We start from the raw sequence: 23,359 nt of genomic DNA on the forward strand, positions 1-23,359 counted from the left end.
CAAGCAAACTTAGAAAAACAAGCCTATAAAACAACAACTGTCCTAGTGCAGATGTTCAACCTCCTATTAGATTGACAGAGCTAAGAAAATACACTATAATGAAAATAGGAATTGAAATTTAGAATTGTTATTATTACATCGTAGAAAGGAGGGAAGCATGACCCACCATCATAGTAGTGACCATCAAGCGGATTTCGACCACGTCATCCAGCACCTTAAGGAAAAAGGAGTGCGTATCACTTCGACTCGTAAGGCTGTTGTAGCCTACATCATAGAAAGCGATGACCACCCGAGTGCTGAGATGATTTACCAAGATCTTCTACCAGACTATCCAGGAATGAGCCTAGCAACTGTTTACAACAACCTGAAACTTCTGTTGGAAGAAGGATTTGTAACAGAAATCAAACGAACCAATGATAATACGACCTATTATGACTTTATGGGTCATGATCACCTCAATATCATTTGTGAAGTGTGTGGAAAAATTACAGATTTTATGGATATCGAACTACCTAGTCTGAAAAAAGAAGCCCAAGACCAGACAGGTTACAAGGTCACAAAAGAGGTCCTAGCTATCTATGGTATCTGTCCTGATTGCCAATCTAATAAGTCATAAAATAGCAGAGCGAAATATTTCGCTCTTTTTTCTTTCCTTGGAATTGTCTGAAAACTCTTATTTAGAATTATTACAATTAAACTTGACATTTTATTTATAATTGTTATAATTAAAATATAAAAAGATATTTCGAGGAATGATTTATGACTCTAACACAACAATTTAAACAAAATAGTCACATTATCACGACTTCTGTCTGCCTAGTATTTATCCTGGTAGGGATAATCCTGCTACAGACCGGGCAAGGATGGGCACCCTTCCTCTTCATTTCAGCCTTTGTCATCGGAGGCTACCAGTCAGCCAAGGAAGGACTGACAGAATTGTTCGTTGACAAACACCTGTCTGTTGACCTGCTCATGATTTTGGCGGCTATCGGATCTGGCCTCATCGGCTACTGGATGGAAGGAGCCCTGCTCATCTTCATTTTCTCCCTTTCTTCTACGCTGGAAGAATTGGCCATGGAAAAAAGCAAGAATGCGATTGCAGCTCTGATGAACATGACACCTCCAACTGCTCGTAAAATTGAAGAAAATGGCGACATCACCGTTTTGGACACGGCAATCATTCGCGTCGGTGACCTCCTGCAAGTTCGGAAGGGGGACACGGTGCCACTGGATGCCACCCTCATCAGCCAGCAATCCATCTTTGACGAATCTATGATTACAGGCGAGCCTCTGCCTGCGGAAAAAATAGCAGGTTCGGCTGTTATCGGCGGAACCATTAACCAAGGGCCAACTGTGACCGTACAAGTTACGGCTGAGAAAGGAGATGCCCTCTTCGATAAAATCGTCCAGATGGTCGAAAATGCCCAAGAATCCAAATCAAAAACTGCTACTTTCATTGAAAACATGGAAGATACCTATGTCAAAGTTGTCTTGGTGGTGGTACCGCTCTTCATTCTCTTTGCTCATTTTGCTTTAGGTTGGGACTGGTTGACCGCCTTCTACCGTGGCATGATTCTCTTGACCATCGCTTCTCCTTGTGCCCTCGTAGCTTCTTCTTCACCGGCAACACTTTCTGCCATCAGCCGTGCGGCACGCAAGGGCATGATTATCAAGGGCGGTGACATTGCGGATAATATCGCCAATCTAGAAGCAATCGTCTTTGACAAGACGGGTACCCTAACCATTGGTAAACCTGAGGTTATAGGGGCAACCTATCTTGGCGATGAAAAGCTAATCAAGGAAGTCGTTCAAGCAGTTGAAAAACAATCTAGCCACCCGATTGCACAGGCTCTCATGACCTATACGGCTGACAGCTCTGCTATTGCCCTCCAAAGCCTAGAAGACGTGACCGGTAAAGGCTTGGTAGCCCGCTATCAAGGCGACAGCTGGAAAATCGGTAAGGCGGATTTTGTGGTAAATAGTTTAGTGAGTCCGCTGTCTGCGGACTTGAGGGCACAAATCGATGAGGCAGAAAGTACTGGGAAAACCCTGGTCTATGTCAGCCAAAATGATGTCCTTGTGGCGATTTTTATGGTGGAAGATAGTTTGAAGCCAGAGAGTAAACTCCTTATCTCTCAGCTGAAAGAGATGGGAGTGACACCCATTCTCTTGACAGGTGACCAAGAAAAGACGGCTCGTTACGTAGCGAGTCAGGTCGGCATTGATCGGGTCATTGCCAACTGTCTGCCGACGGATAAGGCTGCTGTTATCCAAGAACTGCAAACCGAGTTTGCGTCTGTCGGTATGGTGGGGGACGGTATCAACGATGCTCCTGCCCTTGCTCAAGCCAATGTCAGCTATGCCATGGGAAGCGGTACGGACATCGCTATGGAGTCGGCCGACATCGTGCTCATGGAGGACCTGACGAGAATTCCTTACTCTATCCGCCTGTCTAAGAAAATGCGGGGCATCATTAAGCAAAATATCGTCTTTGCCCTGTCTGTCATTGCCCTTCTTATCATTTCCAATCTCTTCCAGTCTATCAATCTGCCACTCGGGGTAGTCGGACACGAAGGATCTACCATTTTGGTGATTTTGAATGGGTTGAGACTCTTGTACTTTAAATAATTAAATAAAATTCCTCGATTCAAAAGAACCGAGGAATTTTTTAATAAGTCGCCAATCGTTTTTCCAAGTGTACTTGACCGACAGCATATAGTGTACAGATCACCCAATAAATGAGGGCTACACAGATATAAACTGTCATGTAGTCGGACTTGGCTCCACCGACTATTTTGGCCTTATTGAAAATCTCTGGCACTGTAATCATAGCTGTCAGAGATGTACTTTTAACCATGTCCAAAAGCACATTGCTAAGAGGCGGTAGGGCAATTCGGAAGGCTTGGGGAATGATGATTTTTCGATAAATCACATTGGTCCGCAAGCCCAAGGAACGCGCCGCCTCCCACTGTCCCTTATCAATGGCTGAAAGAGATGCACGAATAATTTCAGAAATATAGGCACTGGACATGGATGTAAAAGCAATGATGGAAGCCGAAATAGCATCAAGCTGTAGCCCCATGAAAGGCAAGCCAAAATAGATGAAAAAGAGGAGAACCATGAGAGGAATACCCCTCATGAGAGAAATGTGAGTCATGGCCAGCCAACGTAAGGGACCAATCTTAGACATACGCATCAGAGCTACAAAGAAACCGCAAAAGGTCCCCAAGGCAAAGCCAATTAAAGACAGAGAAAGAGTGTAAGGTAAGCCTTCCAAAATCTGCGGAACGGCTTCCTTCGCAATCTCTGCATTAAAAACTGCCTGCCAGTTGATTTCCATATCTTCTCCTCTTTCCTAAAAACCAGATAGACCTTGCCAGTCTTTAACTGACAAAGTCTATACAACATACAATTTAATTTCTTACCAAGTCTTATTCAACTTCGATAACTGGCAATTTATCAGCATTTTCAACTGGTACTGATAGGTCTTGTCCTGCATAGTATTTCTCAGAAATAGCTTTCAAGGTACCATCAGCTTTCATTGCTTCAAGAGCTTCGTCAATTTTTTCTTTCAAGCTTGTATCAGCCTTGCTCATGACAATCCCTTGTTCAGTTGGGTTGTACTGAGCTGCACCCATCTTCACTTTGATGTCTGGGAAATTAGCCTTAGCCCATTTAATAGCCATTACCTGTGTAAAGTAGTCGTTTGGAATGAAATCTGTACGACCTGTTGATACATCACGCAAGTAAACATCGTTGGTTACGTTGTCATAGATAACTGGCTCCGCACCTTGCTTTTCAGCAATTTTCATGTACTGAGTACCTGCGCCACCACCAGCTTTCTTGCCAGTCCAGTCGCTCAAGTCAGCTGCTTCGATCCCTGATGAACCATCTTCACGGACGATATAACCACCAACTGAATACTTGTAAGGGATAGAGAAGTTATACTTTTCCTTACGAGCTTCGGTCATGTCAAAGTTGTTAACAGAAATATCTACCTTACCACTGTCAACCGCTGTAAAGGCTTCTGCCACACCGATTTCTTGGTATTCAATTTCTAGTTTCAAACGCTTACCAATTTCATTGATCATGTCAATTTCATAACCGACCAATTCTTTGGCATCGTTGTAGTAAGAAGTTGGGAAGAGGGTTCCTGGTGTAGCAACTTTCAAGACACCTGCTTCTTGTACTTTTTCCCACTGGGTTTGGCTAGCTGAAGAAGAGCTTTCTGTGCTTGTTGAAGTATTTGAACAAGCTGCAAGAGTAATTGATGAAACAAGCAGGGCTGATGCCAACAATTTTTTCAACATAGGTTCTAATCTCCTTTGGAAGCTTAGGCTTCTCTTTTTTCTTTTTCTCGGTGTTAACCCACCAACTTTTATAGGGTAACACTTTTAAAGAGATTTGGCAAGTATTTTATCTGAAAAATGAATTCCCTTACAAGTTGAGTAAACCTGCCGCTTCCATCTGGTCTGCCAACTGCAAGAGTAAATCCTCTCGTCCCTTGGCTGCTGTCAATTGGATACCAATCGGCAATCCGTCAGCCCGCACATAAGTTGGCAGAGAAATTGCTGGCTGACCACAAATATTGGCCTGCTGCGTAAAGGGAGTTAGGGCTAGGCTGTCCTCGAACATTTGCCAGATCAAGTCCTGCTGCTCTTCCATGGAATAGTTCTGGGTCTGCTTGAGGCGGTCCAGCAAATCTGCTGATAGGTCAAATTGCCCATGCTTGGGCGCTACATCAGCCACTGTCGGCGTCAGGAGCAAGTCGTATTCCTCATGAAAATGTGCCATTCTGGCTCCAAACTGGTCCCAGTCCAAGAGGGCCTTGGAGTGCAATTTGGCCGGAATGGTTTGCCCGCTTTGGTAAATAGCCCAGGACATAACTTCCATGTCATCCAGGGTCATCTGACGCCCAAAAGCTGCTTCGATATCGTCAAACATCTGGGCCGTATCCACGCTGTTCATCAGGTAGAAGGATTTCATTAGGGCCACTCCATCCAGAGGATACTCTGATAATTCCACCACTTCATGCCCCAAATTTGCCAAGTCATGACAGGCTTTTTGAACCGCTTCTACCGCTTCAGAACTGACCTTGCTCCCTACTGGAGATTTGGTATAGTAGGCGATTTTAAGGGGGCGTGAACCTTTTCCAAAAACCTCCTCCTCGCTCAGCTTGGCAAGGGGAAAGGGAGCTTCTAGCTGATAGTCCTGGAAATGATAGAGCAGGCGCTGGGTGTCTCGGACAGACTTGGTCAGGGCAAAATTGACAGATGCCCCCTGCCAGCCACGATAGGACTTAGGTCCAACTGGAATCCGACCACGACTGGTTTTAAGCCCAATCAAGCCATTGAAGGAGGCTGGGATACGAATAGACCCACCACCATCAGATGCAGCGGCAATAGAAACCATGCCTGAAGCTAGTGCTGCAGCTGCACCACCACTTGATCCACCGGCATTACGACTAGGATCCAAGGGAAGATTGACAGGACCATGCAGGCTGGCGTCTGAGATATTTTTAAAGCCGAACTCCGGTGTGTTGGTTCGACCGACAATGATGAAACCCAAGTCCTTCAAGCGTTGGACATAGGTATCGGTATGGCCTGCTGGTCGACCAGCAAGCAGGCCAGAACCTGCAGAAGATGGTTGCCCCTTTTCATTTTGCCCCAAATCCTTGAGCAAGAAGGGAACCCCTGCAAATGGCTTGCCCAGATAGTCTTCTTTTTCTGCTTCTTTCATGGCTTCTTCATATTGCTTGCTGACAACCGCATTGAGGGTGGGATTGAGATTTTCTATTCTGTCAATCGTTTCTTGCACCAATTCCTTGGCAGAAACCTGTTTCTGATTGACAGCCTGAGCCATGGCTGTCGCATCTTTCCATTCCATAGGGACCTCTATTTCTGCTTTTATCCTTCGCTCAGCATCAAGCCGACCAACTCTTCCGCACTAATCTTCCCGAAATAATGCGCCATGTCCAAATCCGCCAAGGCTGCTTGAAGATCATCTTCGAGCAAACGCGTGCCGATTAGCTTGTTTTCGACTTCGTCAATATTGCCCTTGGCAAAGAAATCTCCGTAAATACGGCATTTGGCAATGCGGCCTTTTTCAACTTCGAGGTGAATATCCACTGTTCCACCAGCAAAACGACCATCACGGTGGTAGCTATACTGTGGCGAATTACCGTAGTTCCATTCCCAGTTCTTATACTTGTCTGCCACCAACTTGTCAATAGCTGCCCAGTCTTCCTCAGTCAAGACATAGCGTTTTGCCTGGTCGATGGACTCAATGCCCAATAACTTGCAAGTAATGAGGTTCTTAAATTCCTCTGTTGTGACAGACTGGTATTCTTCTGCCAAGTATGGACGGATGGTACCCACACGGCTTTTGACAGACTTGATACCTTTTGATTCAATCTTTTTCTTGTTGGGATTGAGGACCTTGGACATGGCTTCTTCGTCAATATCCAAAAGGAGAGAGTAGCCACCATAGACACGGTTGTTGCTGATGGTCATGGCTGCACCTGACACCTTTTTCCCTTCAATCACCAGGTCATTGCGGCCTGTTTGCTCTACCTCAACAGCTCCCAACTCATGTAGGGCCTTGATAGCAGGCTGGTAGGCACGTTTGAAATCTCCAAAAATCCCGTTATCTTGAATTAAATAGCAGACATTGACAGAACCCTTATCCACATAGATGGCACCGCCACCTGTATCCCGACGAACCAAAAGGATATTGTTCTCTTTGAGGTAGTCTTCATTGATTTCGACCAAGGCATTTTGGAACTTGCCAATCTCTACCTTGGGGTCACAGTAATAGGGAAAGAGAATATCATCATCCAAGAAGACATTTTGCTGAACATAGACCTGCATAGCTAGAGCAACTGCTCCATCGCTGACATATTGGCCGTTACGAATTGGTTCTATTAGATACATGTTTTTCTCCTTTAAAATAAATTTTATGGGTTTCTTTTAATAATTGGGCACCGTCTTCTGCCAGGGTCAAACTTCGTTCCCTAATAGGCAGAGGTAGGCGATAGTGTTTTTGATTAAGACAGACATAGAGGGCCTGGGGATTTTGCTGGACTCGTGTCTGGAAGGGAGTCTTGATAAACTGAGGCGTGGTAAAGCCAATCCCGATTTCCAGATAGAGGACCTTACCTGTTTGATGCTCTTCTAAAAAGGCATCGTAGCGAGCTTTTTGGGCAAAGAAATCTGGCGATTCAACCATGCCCTTTTCGGCATTGCGTTTGTTAATCTCGAAAGGGGCATCACAGACTGGACAACGCGGAATTAGGTCATAGGGAATCTTCATATCCTCCTGCTCTGCTATCATCCGACGAATGAGGGCATCATCTCGATAGGTCTGGTCATGGCAATGGCGACTGCATTGCCAGAGACCGTATTCCCCTTGAATGTGGAAAACCTTATTCCTATCGTAGTCGGCAACCCAAAAGGCATTGTCTGCATTGGTGGTGATGATGTGATAGGGCTTGGTTTCTAAAAGCTCCCGCAAATGGATATAGGAGGCACCAACAGGCTGGTCCAGATAATTAAGGGCAACAAAGCGGCTCTGAAAGGCCCAATATTCCTCCGTGCTTTCAAAGTCAAAAAGGCTAGCCTGCAACATATCCAAAAAGCCGTACTTGGCGATAAAATCTGGAAAGGCTGTTTCAAAACGTGGACCGATGTAGGTAAAGCCATCCGCCGCAGACATGCCTGCTCCAATGCCCACCACCACCGCATCAGCTTCAGCCAGCAAACCTGCAAGCAGCTCCGCCTGAGTTTTTTCTTCTTGTTTAAGCGTCTGCCACATGGACATCCTCCTTTTCTCCTAATAAGGCTGTATAGTAGCTCTAGTCTTCCACCGTATAGGTCGAAAAAATGACCTTTAGGGGATAGGTTGTTTCCGTCAGCCACTTGCGGACAGTTCGAACTGCCACTTCCGCCGCCTGGTCCTTGGGATAGCCAAATTCCCCTGTTGATAGAGCTGGAAAGGCGATTGCTTTAAGACCACGCGCCTGAGCCTCCTCTAAACAGGACAGGTAGCACTGCTCCAAGAGCCCTCTCCGAATAGCCGAAACTGGCTTACCTTCTGGGATAAAGGGTCCCACCGTGTGAAAGACCAAACCAGCTGGCAGGTGAAAACCAGGTGTCACCATGACCTTGCCAACTGCTGCTGGAAGACCTTGGTCTTCCATTTTCTTGGCACAAAACTGGCGTAACTCCAAACCAGCAAAGGTATGGAGGGCATTGTCCAGACAGGCGTGGTTGGGGATAAAACAGCCCAGCATCTGACTATTGGCAGCGTTGACCACTGCATCAACCTGCAAATGACACAAATCTCCTGGATAGAGAAAAATCTGAGGGTCGCTCGTCGGCTGACAGACTGACACATCCTGCATATGTTCCTCATGATAGGCTGCTAGAAAGGCCTCCTCCGCTACCAGATAGTCCGCCCCAATCGGTCCCGCTGGTCGTTGATTGACCAAACCTCTCCAAATCGGAATAGCTTCTTCAAGACTAGTCAATTCAAGCTCCGCTGACTGTAGATCACCATTCTCAGTCTTCAAGATGGCAATCATAGACCCCAGCAAGTCTAGCATCTCTTCCTTAAGCATCTTCAAGTGCTAAAAAGGCTTCTTCAGACACATCGGTTAAGCGAATCAACCAGTTTTCTTCTGGTTTTTCCGAATTGAGCAAGGTTGGTTGTTCCAGAGCAGCCGTATTGCGCTCTACCACCCGACCTGCAATAGGGGTCAGGATAGCCATAACTGTTTTTGAGGCTTCGAGATTGAGAATCTCATCATTGACTTCTAAGACTTCCTTGTCGGAAAAAATAACAAAACCAAGTGTACCGACATCATCCTGCAACTCTGCTGTCATACGAATAGTGTAAATAGCATCTTCTTTTTCTACCCAGAGGTAGTTGGCAATTTTTTTCATAGTGTCTCACTTTCTACAATTTGTGCTAGTAATTCGATGGCTTTCAAGCGGTTATCAATCCCTGAAACCAAGGGGATAAAGAGGAGTTCGTCTGGCTGACAAGCTGCAACCAGTCTTTCAAGTTGCTCCTTGACTTCTGCTGGATTGCCAATAATCATCCGACTGCGGTGCTGGGCAATTCTTTCCCTATCCTGCTCCGTCAGATCATAGGCCTGATAGGTGGCTAGGCTTGGAAAATGGGTAAATTCATTAAAATCTTGCTTGCCCAACATCCAAATATCTAGCGATTTTGCCAGATTTTCTGCCTCCTGACTGGTTTCCGCAATCACTACAAAGAGGGCCAGGGCAAAATGCGGTTGCGCCATGATGTCTGACGGCTGAAACTCCCTACGGTAATCCTGAGCCAATTTTCCAGCTGTTTCCACAGGATCATGGGGAATGTAAGGGAAGCTACCAAAGACATAGCCCAAGCCCTCCTTAGCAGACAGAGCCATGGACTGCCCACCCATCCCCAAGGTGAAGATTTCTGGGTAGCTTGCCAGCTTGGGCGACAGACCAATGACTTCATCTCTTCCTGTCAGATAGCCTGTAAACTGCTGGATCCATTTGTCAAATTGACTGGGTTGAAACTGGCTACGCATGTGCTCTTTAACCAGAGCCGTTCCGGTAGAATTTCCCAAGCCGATGTCCACCCGACCTGGAAACAGAGTTTCCAAACTGGCTGCCAGCTCTGCTATTTTATAAGGCGAATAATGCAAGCCCATGATGCCGCCCGAACCCAGATGAATCCGCTGGGTCCGACTGGCCAAGTAAGGAATCACGACCTCGGGACTGCCGATGGTCAGGGCATGGACATTGTGGTGCTCCGCCAACCAAAACCGATGGTAGCCCAAGCGATCCGCCGCCTGCACCAGCGCCAAACTATCCTGCCAGGCCTCCTGATAGGTCCGGCCCTCATCCAAAAGCCCATAGTCCAAGAGACTAATCTTCATACCTTTCCTCCTCGTAGTGTTTTTCTAGGCTACGGAAAACCTCTCGCGATTCCCTCGGCAACGACTCCCCATAGTCCATCAAGGGAACAATATCCTTGAAAGAAGCCTGGGGAATAGCCAGCTTGGACAGGTCTTCTGACTTGATCCGAAGTTGAATCTCTTCTGGTTTGCCGGCCGCGATCTTGTGGACAAACTCAGGATCGGTGATAAAAGGTGTTGATAGACCAACCATATCCGCATGCTCCAAGGCCTCAATAGCCTTCTCCGCCGAATTGATTCCCCCTGTCGCCATAACCACCAGCCTATCCTTTAAGGCATCATGAACCACCTGATTGACCAAGCACCCCTGATGACGCCCAGCTCCTCGAACCTGATTGCGAAAGACATCATGTCCCCATGAAGCGATGGCTAGGTAGTCAATCCTTGCAACATCCAAAGCCATGTCCATGAACTGTAAAAATTCCTCGATAGAATAGCCGATACTGGCTCCTCTTGTTTCTTCAGGCGTTGCCCGAAAACCGAGGATAAAGTCAGCTGGCGCCAACTGGTCAATCACTTCCTGAACCTTCCGCAAGACTTCTAAACCAAAACGGGAACGATTTTCCAAGTTTTGACAGCCATAGCGGTCCTGACGCTGATTGGAAAAAGTCGAAAAGAAGGTCTGAATCAGCAAGCGCTGGGCAGAAGAAATCTCCACTCCCGCAAAACCCGCTTCAATAGCTCGCCGCGTCGCCTGACCATAGGCCTCAACCAGCTCTTCCAGCTCTGCTATAGTCAACTCTTTCACCTCATGGGGAAAGGGTGCATGGAGCTTCATGGGACTGGGACCATAGACCAGCTTGTCCCGCTGAAGGGTATGGCTGGAAAAACGACCAGCATGGGTCAGCTGCAAGATCGCCTTTGCCCCCTTGGACTGCATGACCTGGGCCAGTTTTCGCAAACCAGGAACATCCTCATCCTTGGCCACGCTAAAACCAAACTCAAACAACTGCCCCTTGGGGTCCACATAAGCCGCCCCTGTGATTTGCAAGGGAGCCGCATCCGCCCGCCGTTCCGCATAGTCCAAATCATCCTGAGTCACCAAGCCATCTGCTGTGGAGGAATTGGTCACCATGGGCGATAGGACAAAACGGTTGGCTAGGACGGTTTGGTGCAATGGCAGAGCTTCAAATAATGCTTGATAGGCTTCCATACTTCCTCCTAGATACCATATTTTTCCATAGACTGCTTGATGGTCTTTCCGAGCGCCATAAAATCAGCCATGTTGTCCGACGAAGGATAAAAGGTGGTCAGAAAAGCCCCGTTTTCAATCAAGACACGCTCAATTCGTGTTTTCATATCCTCCACCGTCAAAGCCTGACCGACCAAGTCTGACAGATTGGCCATCGAATTCGGATTTACTTGCGGAAATCTGTCCGCTACTTCTTGCGGAGCAAAACTTGCTGCATAAAAATCCGCCACTACTTGCCCACGTTTGACTTGATTGCCTGACACACTGATATAGGCAGAAATGGCAATAGCCTCTTGGTAAATCCGCTGGGCCAATCCAGCAAACTTCCGCCCCTTGATACTAAGGTCGTAGGTCCCAGGACAGTAGGAAGTTGCCACCTCACCACTGACCACATCGAAGGGAAAATCCGAAAGCGCCTGAGCAATCAAATCCACCATGACCTGATAGGATTCCCTCAAATCAACCTTGTGACCAGAAGGATTGGGCAAAATCAGAGTGACATTTAAAATCCCCTCATCTGCTACCACAGCTAGACCACCCAAACTCCGAATAATAGGACTGTAGCCCGCCCGACCAATACTGGCTAAGCCCCTGTCCAGCTGGGCAACCTGACTGTCCATCATCCCCAGAATGACCGTTTGGTCCATGGGCCAAAAATGCAAAATCCCTGTATTGGACTGACGATTGACCTCGCGCAAAAAGACCTCAGTCCACACCAGTGGTCCCTGTTTCAAACCCGTCAAACCAGACCGATCTTCGTATTTTTTTATGATCACATTCTCAACCCAAGATTTCATTCGTAAGCGTTCTCTTTCAATTTGCTATTCCTATTTTAACACAGACTAGCTGATGTAGGAGCAAAAATATTCAACTTGCTTTCAGTGTGTATATATTTATTGTTGTTTATTCAAAAGGGGAAGGCTACTTGCACAATACAGTGAAGTTGAGACCTCTGCCCTAACCTTGGTATGGACTATTTGCTCATACATAGATTTTTCTGAACGTGGCTAGGATAAATCCGCTACTCTATTAGAAGGCTTTCAAGAGGGGCCTAAGAAGACCAGAGGGCTCTCTCGCTAACATTTCTTCGCTAACATCTATGGTCGTCATTAAGAGCAGCTCAGATGTTAGACTACCTCTTTTCTTAATCTTATAGTATATTATCTAAGTCCCATTCACCATGCAGTGCAAGTGGGGAGATGATTCTAATATACATGTTATCCGAACTTGTTGGTGTGCTGCTCTTTGTGTGCACAGCTTCACAGCTACTCACGGAACGACCAATCTGTAAGTACTTCGACAAATGCGACAAAAACAAACTTAACCTGAGTACCTTGAGTAAGTAACAAAAAACACCCCATGGTGTGAACCATGAAGTGTTGTAAATGCTGTAATGTAGCTGGTTCTTAACGTTTTGAGAATTTCGCTATTGAAAACGAAGAATTCTCAACCCTTATAAATCCCGTTATATCAACATCTTACAGTTTGAAACTTCCATGAAAATGGACTAAAATCCATAAATTTGGATAAAATTGACACCAATTAACACCACAAAATAGACTAGTCATCAGTAGGTCAAACTAATTTGACCTACTTTATCTTATAGATGGATAATTTATTAATCAAATTCAAAATGATAGGTCAAGTATTTTATAAATTTATCGGTATAAGAAGACAAAAAACTAATCAATACGAGTTATTCTTCAAGAAAAAATCTTTTCAAAATTATTTCTCTTTTAGGAAGTTCGACTTGTTGCTGATTATCTCCATATAAAGTATTATATAACTCGATACAAGCTGTATATATGGACTTAATTTCTATCGCCTCAAAATAATAGTATAGAATGTCAATGTCTAATCTTTCTGTTGAAAAGACCATCTCTTTATCTAAGTGAGCCAAGAGTTTGTCGCGAAGCAATTTGATTTCATCAATATTTTTTTGTTCTTTATCAATACCCTCTTGAATGGTACTCAAAATTGATAAAAGAGATCTATCTTTGGTACTATGTCTCAACCTAGATAGAATCTTAAAAATACCATTTTTTTCTCTGATATCAAAAATTTTAGTTATACCGAAGACAACTCTATAAAACAAAGATTCATATGTCACATTTCGTATTATATCATATCTAATAGATGACTTCACTACTCTATCATGCCACTCATTGTTTACAATTTTTATTATTTCAAGTGCAGCAATTATTGATCCAAGTTCAAGTATCATAGTATGAAAATGAATCATTATTTTAGAGTCATCATCTGGTAATTCATCAGCAAAATTCTTTCCTACAAAATCTTTTAAATCATAATCATTCATAAGCTAACACCTATTTAATAAATCTTCTTACTTTTACTCAAATTGATAGTTCATTCTGCTTCAAAAATATTTTCGAGATTACAATTTCTTTAGTCACCATGCTCACTCAAATTAGACTCACTTTATAAACACTAATCTACTAAAATTTTCCGAAAATCTCCTCTAAACTGTTCTTTATCTCTTTATGGACATAGTCACTTAATGGAGTATTTTTACTAATATTTCTTGAGAATAAAAGATTTGAGAAAGCACTCTCATGAGTAGAAATATCTTTAGGAACTCTATTTAACAAATTGTAACTTTGTATTATTTCATCATATGCTCCTTCATAATTCTTAAACGAATCACTATGAGATACTTCAACTAAATTTTTATCTCCTGAATATGCTACGTGATAATATCCTATCCACGGATTACTTTCATCATCTTTGTAAGTGATAAGTAATTTGTACGGCATATCTTGAAACTTTGAAAAATATCTATAAATTTTAGGAAAGTTATATTTCACCATTTCCAGATAACTCACTTCAGCGAAATTAAAAAATGTTTCAACTATTTCTATTTTTCTTTTCGTAGAATATAAGTTCATTGTTAAGCCATTTGATTCTGAATATTCTCTATCACGACCAGGTATGATAGAACTCCTATAATCCACACCAGAGTGTAGTAAAATAGATAACAATTTATTTAAACTAAACAACTCTACTCCTTCCGATGTTGTATAGCTTAAAACTTCCGGACAATCTTCAAGGGCTTCATCTATCCTTTTTCTAACCTCTTTACTCATCAAAGAGATTTCATCAATATCTTTAAGCCAAGATAACCTATCTATGGTTTCTTTTAAAAGTTCACATAAAATATAGTTACTTGCTGGTAATGATTGTTTTTCTAATATATCTTTCAAATTACTTTTAATAAGCTCTACTGCAATTTTTCGCCCACTATCCCCTATAAATCCTGATAACTCCAAGTTTATACTATGCTGAACCATCCTAGTGGTTTTTAAAAATATTGTAGCCTGATATTCTTGACGCACTTGACTCAGTAGATTAGAGCTGACAACTTTTACATCTGGAACACTTTTATCCACGATATCAAACCAATAATAAAGACTATTTTCTACTATACTTCCAGTAATCCCGATTTTAGAATCCACTTTATTTTCTGTTATAAATGGTTCAAACTGCTCTGATATAGGATGAAAATAGTTCTCTACTATAAATGTATAAGTTGTATGAATTTCCGATAAAATTCGTTCCACATGATTCTCTATGGAAAAATCAGTTCTTCCATTATTCCTCAATAAATCATTTTTAGAGTTAACACATTCAATATAAAGAGGTAAGTTATGTTGTAGAACATAATCTAAAAATTTATCCTGCTCATCAATAGTTGAAAATAATCCTGAGATAAAAATAACTACCTCTTGCCATTCTTCATTATAGATAAGCTTCTCAAGAAGTTCAGTATCTGATGAAACTGTTAGGTTATTCGTAATATAGTATGCCGCACAAAACTCCTTAAATAGCTTATGAGAAAAACTAATTCTATCTGAAGTACTAAAAATTCCAAAATTTATAAAATAATCAATTATATTTCTTTTATTTGGTGTAGAAACTGGATAAGCACTTATTATTTTATCTACTTCACTGTATGTAAAACTAGACCGATCAAAATGCTCGTAAGAAAATTTGCCAAAAAGATTTAATGTTTCATATAGGGATAATTCTGAATAACTATTTTTGTAGCGATAATTATTTTCAAAATACTCTGTAAAAATTTGGGTTCTATTGAACAACTCCTTATTTTGTCTATTAGCCAGAACAGTTTTACCAATCTTATAAAACAAAGGGTTTCTAAACAATTCAAGATATGCTTTAGGAAGATTACTATACCATCCAAGTCTAATTAAATCACTTTGAATCATACCATCAGTAAGATTCGTTAGAAAGAAATTCTTTTCTTCCCCAAGCTCATTCTTATAACGATTATTTCGTGTGGTAAAAAAGAAAAAATTTTGTTTATATTGTGTCATTAATTGATTGACTTCAGAAAAAAATTTCAATCTCTTTCTCTCATCAATAATATCATCAATACCATCGAAGAACAGTGCTAATTGATTATTAGCGAATAGCTGATTAATAGCCTCTTTAGAATTTCCTTCACAAAAAGGCTCCATTTTCGATTGAATAATCTCGAATAATGTTCCTAAACCGTCCACGTACTCCACTAACGGAACATATACAGGAATTAATTGATAATTAGAATATTTTGCACATAACTGATTTATCAGTTTAAAGATTTCAAATGTTTTTCCAAATCCAGCTTCTCCTTTCAATACAACTTTACGGTATTGTAAAAGGGTATCTAACGAATCTTTTTCCTTACTACCTTCGGTATCTTGAAATAAACTACGTTCAAAATAGTTGGACTGATCAAATGAATCACCTAATGTTGTTAACAAGGTTTCAATATAAGAACGTATTCTAAAATTACCATCTACAACCTGTTTTAACATCGCATTATTATCATCTACAATAGACGTTATGTGCTGCAACTGCCTGTCTATTCCATCGATAATCTCTCTAATAGTCCGACACAGTGCCTGCGATTCAGGAGTCCCTATTTTATTGAGTTGTCTAAATATAATTTCAAAATATTTTTGAAGAATTTGTTTTATTTTACTATTATATAATTTATATTTAGGATATTTTTCAATAAACAATTTGATATAAAAATCTACTGATTGATTTATTGTTTTTGATTGTAGAATATCCTGATTAAGAAAATTTTTAATAATTTTGTTTAGCACATCCTGTTCAATCAAAAATTGATCAAAATCAAGATAATATATTTCATTTCCATATTGTTGTAATACTGAATATTCAATTTCATTCTTTAGCCTTTTTGTAAAGCACTTTAGTCGCATTTTTCCAAAGATACCTCTAAAGTAATTTCCAAGCTCCTCTATCAGTAAATTTTCAATTAATGAAATAATAAGCATATGTAATGTCCTCTCTCACTAAGTATATCATACCCCATAGGAATACATCTACTACGATTTTTGTATCGCTTTATCATCTCGTAATTAATTCATTGATAAAGTTTTCTCAAAATACAGCTGAACCCCCTCCAACAATTAATTTAATTTTTCATAATATTAGATTAAGCAATAAACCCCACTGACTTATTCAGCCAATGGGGTTTTTGAGTGTTTTCCATAGAATATTTAAATTACTTAACTATGGTATTTACTCAATAATAATATCAAAATATTTTGTATCAACCTCTTTTGGCGCAACATAACTAATACTTCGTTTGGCATTGAAAATATCAGATTCTTCCAATGCAGTAGAGAGTCCGCTCCATGGTTCTAATGCGACAAAGGGACTCTGATTTGTAGTTGACCAAATCACTAAATATGGAAAATCATCAAATGCAATCGAAAGTTTTTTCTGATGATTTTTGGATTTTAAGGTTACCTTTCGTGATGCTAATTGATCCAATGTGATGGCATCATGCTCAAACAGTTTATAGGACAAGTCCAAGGTCTTTTGATTTTCCAAGAATGGCCGGCGGTCTCGCAGATCAAGTAAGCCAGTTTCTGGAAAACTTCTAGGTACCGTACAAGATTCTACTTTTTCAAATTCTAAATAATAGTCTTCATAACTCTCACCATCCAACAAAGGACAATTAAAACCTGGGTGACCCCCAATAAAGTAAGGTAGCTTTCTATGTCCCTCAAGGTTTTTCACCCGATATTCAGTTCGGATTGTATTGCCAAGTAGTGAGTAGTTAATGGAAAGTTCAAATTCAAAAGGGTAATTTTTTACGGTTTCCTCATTTGATGAAATAGAAAATTCCAAAGAATTTTCGGTTCTCCTTACATTTTTGAACATCATTTTTCGTACAAGTCCATGCCTTGGAATTGTGCCTGTAAATGTCGGTCTTTCTGCAGGTTCATAGATAGCCCAATCATTTCGTAAACTTCCACAAATCGGAAATAGAACTGGTGCTTGACCGCTCCAATAGGTCGGATCTCCTTGCCAAAGATACTCGATACCATCCTTGTCTTTAATAGAAATAATTTGTCCACCTAATTCAGAAAATTGTACTGTTAAGTTCTCATTTTTTAATTCGAACATAAAAACTACCTCCCTTATATGAAAACAAGGATGCTAACTTGAGCTAGGCATCCTTGTATTAGTTTTATTCAATAACCTGTGTTTCTGCTACTTTTTTATACCAATAAGCACTTTTCTTTGGATAACGTTCTTGGGTCTCAAAGTCAACATAGAACAAACCATATCGTTTCTCGTATCCATTTGACCAAGAAAATACATCCATCAAGGACCAGATGAAATAACCTTTAACATTGGCACCATCTGAGATAGCATCTGAAATCACTTCTAAATGCTTTTTCACATAATCAATTCGACCATCGTCATAGACTGTACCATCTACAAACTCATCTTTATAGCCTAGGCCGTTTTCAGTGATGTAGATTTTCTTATAGTTTGGATAGTCATTTTTCACACGCATGATTTGATCATAAAGACCTTGTGGGTAGATAATCCAATCCCAATCCGTTTTCGGAATATCGACTGGAGATTCTCTACGACCAACTCCCTTGATTTGATACTTAGAACTTCCCTTTTCACCTTTACCATTATGGATAATTTCCGTTTCTCCATCATGAGCTCTCATCCAATCACTCATATAGTAATTGATGCCCAAGAAGTCGTTCAAATCTTTTGCGGCATCTAAGGCAGCGAAGTCTTCATCACGAAGGTCTAATTCTCCACCATTTACTTTCAGAATATGTCGAACGCCTTCAAGCGTTTTTTCAGAATAGTAACCCAAGTATGTAGCATCGAGGATAAATTTATTATGAATAATATCTTCTAGTTCCGCTGCACGAACATCGTCAGGATTGGTTGGATCATAAGGATATTTCGTTGGCAATGCGTGTACAACACCAATTTCTCCGCTATATCCAGCATCCTTGTAGAGCTTAACTGCCTTGGCATGTGAAACCATCATATTGTGGTGAGATTGGAATACCTTAGCTAAGTCATACTGAATCCCTGGTGGGAACTTCCCAACTAGATATTGCCCATCACCAATTGGACCGATTTCATTAAAGGTTGTCCAGTAATTAACTTCGGGGAATTCTTTGAAGCAAAACGCTGCGTAATTGACGAAGTGCTCAATATTTTCTCGATTTAGAAAGTCACCATTAGAATGTAGCGTTTCTGGTGTATCAAAATGGTGAAGCGTTACAAATGGTTCTACATGACGTTTATGGCATTCCGCAAATAATTTATGGTAATACTCTACTCCCTTTGGATTCACTTCTCCAAAGCCTGTTGGGAAGATACGAGACCACGCAATCGAAATCCGAATGCCATTCACCCCAAACTGTTCACTTAGTTCTAAATCAACTGGATAACGATTATAAAAATCAGAAGCTGGTTCCGCAGTGTACCAGTAATTATCTTCTAGATACTTGTCCCACGCAACACGACCTTTTCCATCCGTCTGTGTAGCACCCTCTGCTTGATATGCAGCAGTTGCCCCACCAAATATAAAATCTTTCGGTAATGTTTTAACCATATGCCTACCTTCTTCTATCAAAAATAAATAAAGGGGTAGGAGTTGGAGATGATAACTCCCTCCCCTTTTGATTAAGAACCTGTATTCACAAGTGAAGTGCTTGTATATAAGAGATAGTTTTTCGCTAATCAAGGCGGTTTTTTGAGGGAATACTGACTGTATTTTGAAAAAAACTAACGATGAGTAGCTGAAAAACTAGCCTTAGATGGAAGTGCTGAACCGTGAATATAGTTTCTAAAACTGTTGTTTGACAAAGTCAAGAGCACCTTGACCATCACGTGTGAGTTTAATGTATTGAGCCCCTTCAGTTTTGGCAAGTTTTATACCCAATGCATCGGTTTCTTGTTTAATGTCATCGTAGTTTGATGCTACTTGAGGTGCAAGGATGACTAATTGATACTCTGGCAAAATCTCACGGTGTGCCCCATAGCTTCCTGCTGTAGCTGTAACTGGAACACCATATTCTTTTGCAGCTTTAGTTAGAGCGTTGGCAAGCAATCCGCTTGTACCACCCCCTGCACAAAGTACCAAAACATTAGTTTGTTCAGAAATTTCGGTTTCGACTGCAGCTTTTTCAAGAATAGCATCCGCTTTGGCAGTATTAAAGTTAGCCGCCACTTTCTCTTTCAAACTATTTTCAACTTTCCCTGATTGTTCTTCAGCAAGAATTTGCTCATCGTAAACTTTCAAGAATGGATAATAGATAAGTACATCGACAACTACCAATAAGATAGCTAGTGCAAAGGCAAGTGGAGCAAAGTTTGTCCCCATTACAATCCCCAATGGTCCTGGAGTTGTCCATGGCAAGTTAACGCTGAAGCTGTTCATTTTTAGCGTATCAACAAAGAATTTGAAAATCCATACGTTAGCAATTGGAGCTAAGATGAATGGAACAAAGAATACTGGGTTGAGTACAAGTGGTGCACCGAACAAGATCGGTTCGTTTACACCAAAGAAAGTTGGAACAACTGAAGCACGTCCAATTGCTTTATTTCGTTTAGACTTAGTCAACCACATAAACATGAATGGCACAACCAAGGTAGCACCTGTACCACCCATTGTCACGATAAACATTTGAGTACCTGAAGTCAGGATTTTGTCCGCATGTTGACCCGCCTGTAGAAGCTGGAAGTTGGTTTCAATATTAGCATAAGTAATGGCTGCAATTGCTGGTTCAACAATAGATGGACCATGAATCCCTACAAACCAGAACAAAGCATAGGCACCAAAGATAATTGTAATACCAACATAACCATCTGCGGCAGTAAACAGAGGCTCAAATAATTTCAGAATCGCCTCAGCAACGTTTGTTCCAAGGAATTGACGTGTAACAAGATCAATTCCATACAAGACAAAGATAGACAATGCATATGGAATCACATCTTTAAATGCCTGGGATACGTTCGGTGGAACTTCGTCTGGCATACGAATGGTGACATTGTTTTTCACACAGACCTTATAGATATTAACCGTAATGAAGGCTGCTAGAAAGGCTGTCAAAAGTCCCTTAGTTCCCATGTAACCATTGGCAAATCCACCTTCAATACCATCAGAAGCCAGTAATAGGAAACCTGAAATTGAAGCAATCATGGTTGAAATGAAGTTGATTTGATTGGTCTTTGGCAATTGACGGTTAAACGCATCTGTCAAAGATTTTGCGGTCGTTCCTGCAACTAGGACAGCTACAATACCCATTGTATAACCGTAAGGTTTCATGATAGCCGCCACTGCTTCATCAGACCAAGTAAAGCCAAAGATATTAGGCACGAATGCCACCAATAGGAAGATACTTGAGAACAAGATAACCGGCATGGCAGCGATAAAACCATCACGGATAGCCCTTAAATAAGGGTTTCTCGAAATCTTTTCAAAGAAAGGCTTCCCTTTCTCAATGAATTCAATCAATTTATTCATTACTTATCACCTCGTTTATAAAGTTCAATCATATGACTCATCATGTCTTTCAATAACAATGTTGTCATGAGATGGTCTTGGCCATGCATGAGCGTCACACTAAAGGCTAAATCCTCACCAGCCGCTTCTTTCTGCAACAAACTTGTCTGAGCATGGTGGGCTTCAACAATACAAGCATTGGCAGCTTCAACTAGTTCTTCTGCTTTTGCATAATCACCTTTTTGAGCAGCAGCCAGTGCCTCCATCAAACGAGAACGAGCATCACCAGCGAATGCAACAATCTCAAAACCTAATAAAGTAATTTCTTCTCTGTTCATAATATGAACCTCCTTTTAAAATTGAATTGATTTACAATAACCGTTGAATATGTAGTACAATATAGAACCTTTCACTATCATTTACTGGCTCATCAACCAATGATGTAATCATCTCAAAAATCTGACTTCCAACCTGATGGGCTCTTGGATTCTGGAGCTTGATGTACTGTTCCAAACTAGCAATCGATTCATTTGACTGATGGGATCTATCTAAGTAATTCAGAAAATAGGACAAATGAATCATAAAGCGATCATAAAAATTGCTATTTTCTTTAGAGCGTTTAATCCCATTCTCTATCAAAATTTGTTCAACCTCAGCAATAATTTTCTTACTGATATCATGTTCTTCACTTGTGGGATGAATTGTTTCACCTTTTGCATTGATTAAGTGAAGTGCAATTTTACCAATCTCATCATTTGGAAAATCATTTAGCAACTTTTCACGAAACATAGCTAAGGCTTCACGCGCCATTTTATATTCCAATGGATATTCGGCTGAAATATTGGGTAGCCTACTCTCTTGATAACTGTTCTTTAAAACCGCCTGATATGCACAATAGATATGATCTGTCAGTGTCACATATAGATATTCTTGTACAGGGTAATGATAAGTTTCTACCAGATGATTAATAACCGTGTAGGTTGCCGAAATAAAATCTAAGGGAATATCTTTTAATAAGGTTAGAAAATTTTCTTTGGCTTCATCATTTTTTAGCGAAAAGATATTTTCTATCTTGTCCTTAACAATTAAATCCCCTTTCTTCTTTTGAAAGGTTATACCTAATCCCATCACGACTGCCTGTTCCCCATGTTCATTTTTCACCAGGGCAGCGTTATTATTTAGTGACTGTATAATCCTAAACATGTATCCCTCCTATATTTTTAAGCAAAAAAAGACTACAAACAAACCGAGAATATCCTACTCTCAAATCCATTTGTAGTCTTGCCTAATCGAATTAGTTACAATCCACTCTATTCTTGCTGATGAGATTATTATAGCATATTCTCAGAAAATGTAAACCCTTTCTTTTGAGAAAATGGTTATTTTTCAATTATTTTTCTAGCCAAGAAGTTGCTGTTTGAGACAAGACTGCATCAAGTCCCTCGATATTTTCACGACCAACAGTACGTAACCATTCTCGCGCAGCTTCTTCACCCTGTTCAATATAGACTGGCACAACTCCCGCCCACGTCGCACGACCGCAGAGAACACCGTTAAATTTAGCACCTGCTTCATGTGCAAACACTAGTGTATCTTGGAAAAGCTTAGCAGAAACACCTGCACTTAGATAGATGTATGGCAAATGAGTTGATGCTTCTTGTTGACGGAAATATTCAGCTGCTTCTTCTTTTGTATAGACGACTTCCCCTGTTCCAAAGCCTTCTACAAAATTCATGTTTACAGGTACTTCTACCTTGAGAACATCTACTCCAAAACGTTCATCCGAAAAGACTTTCATGGCTTCATTTACTTTTCGAGGTTTGACTTTTGCAAATTCCACACTGGCATTGTCTTCAATCGTTTCATCATAGCTCAAAATTTCCAAGAAGAATGGTAAACCTTCAGCCTGACATTCTGAACCCAAGCGTTCAATATAGGCATGTTTTTGAAGGTTGACATATGGATCACCATCAACGTCATAGTAGAGTAGAAACTTAATCGCATCTGCCCCTTCTTCTTTTAGTCGTTTTACAGACCACTCTACTAAGCAATCTGGTAAGCGACTGGTAGAGCTAGTATCATAGCCTGTTTTTTCATAAGCCAAAAGCAAACCGCACTGTTCGTCACGGGCGCGTGATGCTGGCAAACCAAATTCAGGATCTAACAGAATTGAGGAAGAAAACTGTGTTAATTCTTCTGAAACTAGTTTCTTTAGTTCTTCCATCTGCTCCACAGTAGGTTCTTCTGTCTGATGTTTTGCCATCATTTTTTTCAGGGCTCCACGTTGGTCAAAAGCTAAAGCTGAAATAATACCTGCTTCATTGCTTACTTTTTCCATGTATTTTCTTTTATCTGCTGTTACTACCAT

At 41.1% G+C, this 23,359-nt stretch carries 20 protein-coding genes; 2 read left to right on the forward strand and 18 right to left on the reverse strand.

The annotated features are described in order from the left end of the window. Positions 1-157 precede the first annotated feature (157 nt). Together PW220_RS08670 and PW220_RS08675 are read left to right on the forward strand one after the other, a co-directional pair. A complete protein-coding gene (locus tag PW220_RS08670) occupies positions 158-616 on the forward strand; it encodes a Fur family transcriptional regulator (protein WP_105117353.1) in 459 nt (152 codons plus the stop codon). A gap of 143 nt (positions 617-759) precedes the next feature. Further along, positions 760-2,628 carry a heavy metal translocating P-type ATPase gene (locus tag PW220_RS08675; RefSeq protein WP_248055438.1) on the forward strand — a complete coding sequence of 623 codons (1,869 nt, stop codon included), beginning with the start codon at positions 760-762 and terminating at the stop codon, positions 2,626-2,628. 40 nt (positions 2,629-2,668) lie between these two features. Here PW220_RS08675 and PW220_RS08680 read toward each other — a convergent pair whose 3' ends face one another. The 18 genes from PW220_RS08680 to lacD form a co-directional block, all read right to left on the reverse strand. Next, positions 2,669-3,340 (reverse strand): amino acid ABC transporter permease, encoded by a 672-nt coding sequence (locus PW220_RS08680; RefSeq protein ID WP_248055444.1) that lies wholly within the window; start codon positions 3,338-3,340, stop codon positions 2,669-2,671. A 91-nt stretch (positions 3,341-3,431) separates the two neighbouring features. After that, positions 3,432-4,310: a transporter substrate-binding domain-containing protein gene (locus PW220_RS08685; RefSeq protein ID WP_248055445.1), complete on the reverse strand. Its 879-nt coding sequence runs from the start codon at positions 4,308-4,310 to the stop codon at positions 3,432-3,434. A gap of 127 nt (positions 4,311-4,437) precedes the next feature. Continuing rightward, positions 4,438-5,886, reverse strand: a complete 1,449-nt coding sequence (locus tag PW220_RS08690; protein ID WP_248055446.1) for an amidase — start codon at positions 5,884-5,886, stop codon at positions 4,438-4,440. Between the two features lie 20 nt (positions 5,887-5,906). Further along, entirely contained in the window at positions 5,907-6,932 is a 1,026-nt protein-coding gene (locus tag PW220_RS08695; protein WP_248055448.1) for a lipoate--protein ligase, read from the reverse strand. Next, positions 6,907-7,818, reverse strand: a complete 912-nt coding sequence (locus PW220_RS08700) for an SIR2 family NAD-dependent protein deacylase (protein ID WP_248055450.1) — start codon at positions 7,816-7,818, stop codon at positions 6,907-6,909. Before PW220_RS08700 ends, PW220_RS08695 begins: the two co-directional genes overlap by 26 nt. A gap of 34 nt (positions 7,819-7,852) precedes the next feature. After that, positions 7,853-8,617, reverse strand: coding sequence for a protein-ADP-ribose hydrolase (locus tag PW220_RS08705; RefSeq protein ID WP_248055452.1), 765 nt, complete (start codon positions 8,615-8,617; stop codon positions 7,853-7,855). Next, a complete protein-coding gene (locus PW220_RS08710) occupies positions 8,610-8,942 on the reverse strand; it encodes a glycine cleavage system H family protein (RefSeq protein WP_023369315.1) in 333 nt (110 codons plus the stop codon). The genes PW220_RS08705 and PW220_RS08710 overlap by 8 nt, the downstream gene beginning before the upstream one ends. Beyond that, positions 8,939-9,934, reverse strand: a complete 996-nt coding sequence (locus PW220_RS08715; protein ID WP_105117345.1) for an MsnO8 family LLM class oxidoreductase — start codon at positions 9,932-9,934, stop codon at positions 8,939-8,941. The genes PW220_RS08710 and PW220_RS08715 overlap by 4 nt, the downstream gene beginning before the upstream one ends. Continuing rightward, positions 9,924-11,126 carry an NADH-dependent flavin oxidoreductase gene (locus PW220_RS08720; RefSeq protein ID WP_248055453.1) on the reverse strand — a complete coding sequence of 401 codons (1,203 nt, stop codon included), beginning with the start codon at positions 11,124-11,126 and terminating at the stop codon, positions 9,924-9,926. Before PW220_RS08720 ends, PW220_RS08715 begins: the two co-directional genes overlap by 11 nt. Before the next feature lie 8 nt (positions 11,127-11,134). Next, positions 11,135-11,962, reverse strand: coding sequence for a lipoate--protein ligase family protein (locus tag PW220_RS08725; RefSeq protein ID WP_248055455.1), 828 nt, complete (start codon positions 11,960-11,962; stop codon positions 11,135-11,137). 899 nt (positions 11,963-12,861) lie between these two features. Further along, on the reverse strand, positions 12,862-13,482 hold the full coding sequence (locus tag PW220_RS08730) for an AbiU2 domain-containing protein (protein WP_248055456.1): 621 nt from the start codon (positions 13,480-13,482) through the stop codon (positions 12,862-12,864). Between the two features lie 139 nt (positions 13,483-13,621). Then, positions 13,622-16,486, reverse strand: a complete 2,865-nt coding sequence (locus tag PW220_RS08735; RefSeq protein WP_248055457.1) for an NACHT domain-containing protein — start codon at positions 16,484-16,486, stop codon at positions 13,622-13,624. A gap of 247 nt (positions 16,487-16,733) precedes the next feature. Beyond that, a complete protein-coding gene (locus PW220_RS08740; RefSeq protein ID WP_248055458.1) occupies positions 16,734-17,627 on the reverse strand; it encodes an aldose 1-epimerase family protein in 894 nt (297 codons plus the stop codon). Positions 17,628-17,691: 64 nt separating this feature from the next. Beyond that, positions 17,692-19,098 (reverse strand): 6-phospho-beta-galactosidase, encoded by a 1,407-nt coding sequence (lacG, locus tag PW220_RS08745; protein WP_024410489.1) that lies wholly within the window; start codon positions 19,096-19,098, stop codon positions 17,692-17,694. Positions 19,099-19,332: 234 nt separating this feature from the next. Continuing rightward, positions 19,333-21,012 carry a lactose-specific PTS transporter subunit EIIC gene (locus tag PW220_RS08750; RefSeq protein WP_024405813.1) on the reverse strand — a complete coding sequence of 560 codons (1,680 nt, stop codon included), beginning with the start codon at positions 21,010-21,012 and terminating at the stop codon, positions 19,333-19,335. Next, on the reverse strand, positions 21,012-21,329 hold the full coding sequence (locus tag PW220_RS08755; protein ID WP_003048451.1) for a PTS lactose/cellobiose transporter subunit IIA: 318 nt from the start codon (positions 21,327-21,329) through the stop codon (positions 21,012-21,014). Before PW220_RS08755 ends, PW220_RS08750 begins: the two co-directional genes overlap by 1 nt. 31 nt (positions 21,330-21,360) lie before the next feature. Next, the gene (locus PW220_RS08760; RefSeq protein WP_105096861.1) at positions 21,361-22,194 is read right to left on the reverse strand and encodes a PRD domain-containing protein; all 834 of its coding nucleotides are present in this window, start codon (positions 22,192-22,194) and stop codon (positions 21,361-21,363) included. 187 nt (positions 22,195-22,381) lie between these two features. Beyond that, positions 22,382-23,359, reverse strand: a complete 978-nt coding sequence (lacD, locus tag PW220_RS08765) for a tagatose-bisphosphate aldolase (protein WP_024378034.1) — start codon at positions 23,357-23,359, stop codon at positions 22,382-22,384.

This window comes from Streptococcus sp. 29892 (genome assembly GCF_032594935.1).
Classification (GTDB): domain Bacteria; phylum Bacillota; class Bacilli; order Lactobacillales; family Streptococcaceae; genus Streptococcus; species Streptococcus hyiners.